Below are 3599 nucleotides of genomic sequence, written 5' to 3' on the forward strand. Positions count from 1 at the left end.
TCCCCGACCTGGTCAAGGGCGCCGTCTCCGACCTGGGCCGGGCCCTGGACATCGGCGCCTCGCTGGCCCGCTCGACCCTGGGCATGAGTCCCGCCCCGGCCCTGACCTCCGCCCCCAGCGGCACCCGCCGCACCGCCGGCGCCGTGCTCGACATCGACGACGTGCACCGGGTCAGGAAGAGCGCCGGAGGCACCGTCAACGACGTACTGATCGCCGTCGTCGCGGGCGCCCTGCGCCGCTGGCTGGACGAGCGCGGCGACGGCAGCGGAGGCGTCGCCCCGCGCGCCCTCATCCCGGTCTCCCGGCGCCGCCCGCGCACCGCCCAGCCGCAGGGCAACCGGCTCTCCGGGTACCTGCTGCGGCTTCCGGTCGCCGACCCCGACCCGCTGGCCCGGCTGGAGACGGTGCGTGCGGCGATGGTCCGCAACAAGGACGCCGGCTCCGACCGGGGCGCGGGTGCCGTCGCCCTGCTGGCGGACCACGTCCCGGCGCTCGGGCACCGGCTCGGCGGGCCGCTGGTCGGACAGGCGGCGCGGCTCTGGTTCGACATCCTCGTCACCAGCGTCCCGCTGCCCGGCATCGGCCTGAGGCTCGGCGGGCACGAGCTGGCCGAGGTCTTCCCGCTCGCCCCGCTCGCCCCCGGCCAGTCGCTCGCGGTGGCTGTCTCCACCTACCGGGGACGCGTCCACTACGGGCTCGTGGCCGACGCCCGCGCGGTGCCCGACCTCGACGTCCTGGCCCGCGCGCTCACCGCCGAGATGGAGACCCTGCTCACAGCCTGCGAGGTCTGACCTCGGCCGTTCCCGGCCCCCGGGCCGCCCGCCACCGGTGCGGGTTTGGTCCAGGGGCCGGGCGCTCCGTAAAATTCCCCGGCCGACAGCGGGCGCACCCATGCCCCCGCGCGGGTGATCAGGGAAGCGGCAGCGCGATGACGGTGACAGAGGACGGCGCGGCGTCCACGGACGCGGTGTCCACGGACGAGATGGTCTACGGGCCCGGTATCGACCCGGAGCGCCTGGCCGTCTGCCTCAGCGTGCTGGAGGAGCTGGACCGGATCGACGTCGACCACCCCGACGCCATCCAGGTCCGCCGGGCCACCTCGCACATCTACCGCACGGTCAAGCAGCGCCGCCGCCAGGAGCGCCGGGCCGCCAAGACCGCGCACGACCGCTCGGTCACCGAGGCCACCGCCACCGGCTCCGCCGAGCGCATCGACGACGAGACCGAGGGCATCCTGCCCAGCTCCAAGATCGAGGCCGGCCGGATCGCGGGCATACTCCAGCGCCCCCGCTCCTGCTACATCTGCAAGCAGCGGTACACCGAGGTCGACTACTTCTACCACCAGCTCTGCCAGGACTGCGCCGCCGAGAACCGTGCCCGCCGCGAGGCCCGCGCCGACCTCACCGGCAAGCGCGCCCTGCTCACCGGCGGCCGCGCCAAGATCGGCATGTACATCGCGCTGATGCTGCTGCGCGACGGTGCCCACACCACGATCACCACCCGGTTCCCCAAGGACGCCATCCGCCGCTTCAAGGCGATGGAGGACTCCGCGGACTGGCTGCACCGCCTGGAGGTCGTCGGCATCGACCTGCGCGACCCGGCCCAGGCCGTCGCCCTCGCGGACCGGGTCGCCGAGGCCGGCCCGCTGGACATCCTGATCAACAACGCGACGCAGACCGTACGCCGGCTGCCCTCCGCCTACGCCGCGCTGGTCGACGGAGAGAGCGCACCGCTGCCCGCCGGTGAGCTGCCCGCCCACCAGGTGATCGGCGCCTTCAACTCCGGGGCGGTCGACGGCCTGGCCGCGCTGCCCGTCGGCACCAGCGGCCTGGAGGCCCAGAAGGTCGCCGACCTGGCCCTGGTCGCGGGCAACGCCAGCGTCGCCCGGCACCTGGACGGCACCGCGATCGACGCGGGCGGCCTGCTGCCCGACGTGGTCGACACCAACACCTGGGTGCAGTCGATCGAGCAGATCTCCCCGGTGGAGCTGCTGGAGACCCAGCTCTGCAACTACACGGCGCCGTTCATCCTGATCAGCAAGCTCCGCCCGGCCATGGCGGCCGCCGCGAAGCAGGCCCCCAAGGGGCGGGCGTACGTCGTGAACGTCTCCGCCATGGAGGGCGTCTTCGCCCGTGGATACAAGGGCGCCGGCCACCCCAACACCAACGCGGCCAAGGCCGCGATGAACATGGTGACCCGGACCAGCGGCCAGGAGATGTTCGACACCGACCGCATCCTGATGACCTCGGTCGACACCGGCTGGATCACCGACGAGCGCCCGCACTACGACAAGCTGCGCCTGGCCGAGGCGGGTTTCCACGCCCCGCTGGACCTGGTCGACGGCGCGGCCCGCGTGTACGACCCGATCGTGCGCGGCGAGCAGGGCGAGGACCTGTACGGCGTCTTCATGAAGGACTACGCGCCCGGCAAGTGGTGACGCTCGACCGCCCTCCCGTAACCGACGGCGCGGCACCGGACCTCGGTCCGGTGCCGCGCCGTCGTATGACGGGGCATCGGCCGGGCAGACGTATGGCTGGGCCGAGTGGGTGAATCGACGGCCCCCGCAGCGGAGGCGCTTTGCGGTAAACGGCCCCACATTGAGGGGGATTGACCGGGCGGCGGGCGGGCGGAAGTTACGTCTTGTTTGCACTCCCTATCGAGCGCGGCTCCGCTCATTTGGTTAACCTGGAGGTCCGGGACGCCCCCCAGGGTGATCCGACACATAAGGAGTGCGCGGTGACACCGGAGAAGACGACCAGCGAACAGGGCCCCGACGAACGCACGGAGCGTTCCCGCCGCAGGCCCGGAGAACTCGGCAGCCTGGACGTGTGGGCTCGCTCCGCCCCGATCCGCCTGGCGGGCTACGAGGACGACCTCGCGGAGCCCCACATCCTGCCCAGCGTGGACTGACCCCTTCCGCACCCCGCGACCGTCGGGCGCATGGGCGTGACAGACTCACGCCCATGCTGATCAGAGAAGCCGGGGCCGGTGACTGGCCCCGGATCTGGCCCGTCTGGCACCGCGTCGTCGCCGCCGGTGACACCTACACATGGGACCCCGGAACCCCCGAGGAAGCCGCCCGCGCCCTCTGGATGAGCCCCGCCAAGCGGGTGTACGTGGCCCAGGACGCCGAGGGCACCCTGCTCGGCTCGGCCTACCTCACCCCGAACTACGGCGGCCCCGCCGCGCACGTGGCCAACGCCGGCTTCATGGTCGACCCCGACCGCGCCGGACGGGGCACCGGCCGGGCGCTCGCCGAGCACGTCCTCGCCGAGGCGAAGGTCCGGGGCTACCGCGCGATGGTCTTCAACGCCGTCGTCGAGACCAACCCCGCCGTCCGCCTCTGGACCTCCCTGGGCTTCACCGTCCTCGGCACGGTCCCGAACGCCTTCGACCACCCCCGTGACGGGCTGGTCGGGCTGCACATCATGCACAAGGCGCTCTAGGGCCTCTCGTTTGGATCTTGCCGGGCTCGCGAGGTCTGGCACCGCGCCTCGCGGCGTTGTCGTCGGTTGCCATGGCTCCGCCATGTCGCCCTCCTCCGCCTTGCGATGCACGGCACCAGACCCCGCTCGCTGATCCGGCCTGATCCAAACGAA

4 protein-coding genes are annotated in these 3599 nt (G+C 72.7%); all 4 read left to right on the top strand.

Going from position 1 to position 3599, the window contains the following annotated elements; all coding sequences use genetic code 11:
- Positions 1 to 791: WS/DGAT domain-containing protein (locus CCN33_RS09205; RefSeq protein ID WP_140394493.1), on the top strand; the 791-nt coding region annotated here is incomplete at its 5' end.
- A gap of 137 nt (positions 792 to 928) precedes the next feature.
- Entirely contained in the window at positions 929 to 2437 is a 1509-nt protein-coding gene (locus CCN33_RS09210; protein ID WP_086693048.1) for an SDR family NAD(P)-dependent oxidoreductase, read from the top strand.
- 299 nt (positions 2438 to 2736) lie between these two features.
- Complete coding sequence (locus CCN33_RS31020; RefSeq protein WP_107030878.1) at positions 2737 to 2910, top strand: hypothetical protein; 174 nt, start codon at positions 2737 to 2739, stop codon at positions 2908 to 2910.
- A gap of 53 nt (positions 2911 to 2963) precedes the next feature.
- On the top strand, positions 2964 to 3446 hold the full coding sequence (locus tag CCN33_RS09215; protein WP_086693050.1) for a GNAT family N-acetyltransferase: 483 nt from the start codon (positions 2964 to 2966) through the stop codon (positions 3444 to 3446).
- Positions 3447 to 3599 lie beyond the last annotated feature (153 nt).

The organism is Streptomyces recifensis (assembly GCF_002154615.1).
In the GTDB taxonomy this organism is placed as follows: Bacteria; Actinomycetota; Actinomycetes; order Streptomycetales; family Streptomycetaceae; genus Streptomyces; species Streptomyces griseoluteus.

Bases quoted from the DNA above. Each gene is read 5' to 3' on its own strand.
- CCN33_RS09210 (WP_086693048.1), top strand. From the start codon at position 929: ATGACGGTGACAGAGGACGGCGCGGCGTCCACGGACGCGGTGTCCACG.
- CCN33_RS09215 (WP_086693050.1), top strand. From the start codon at position 2,964: ATGCTGATCAGAGAAGCCGGGGCCGGTGACTGGCCCCGGATCTGGCCC.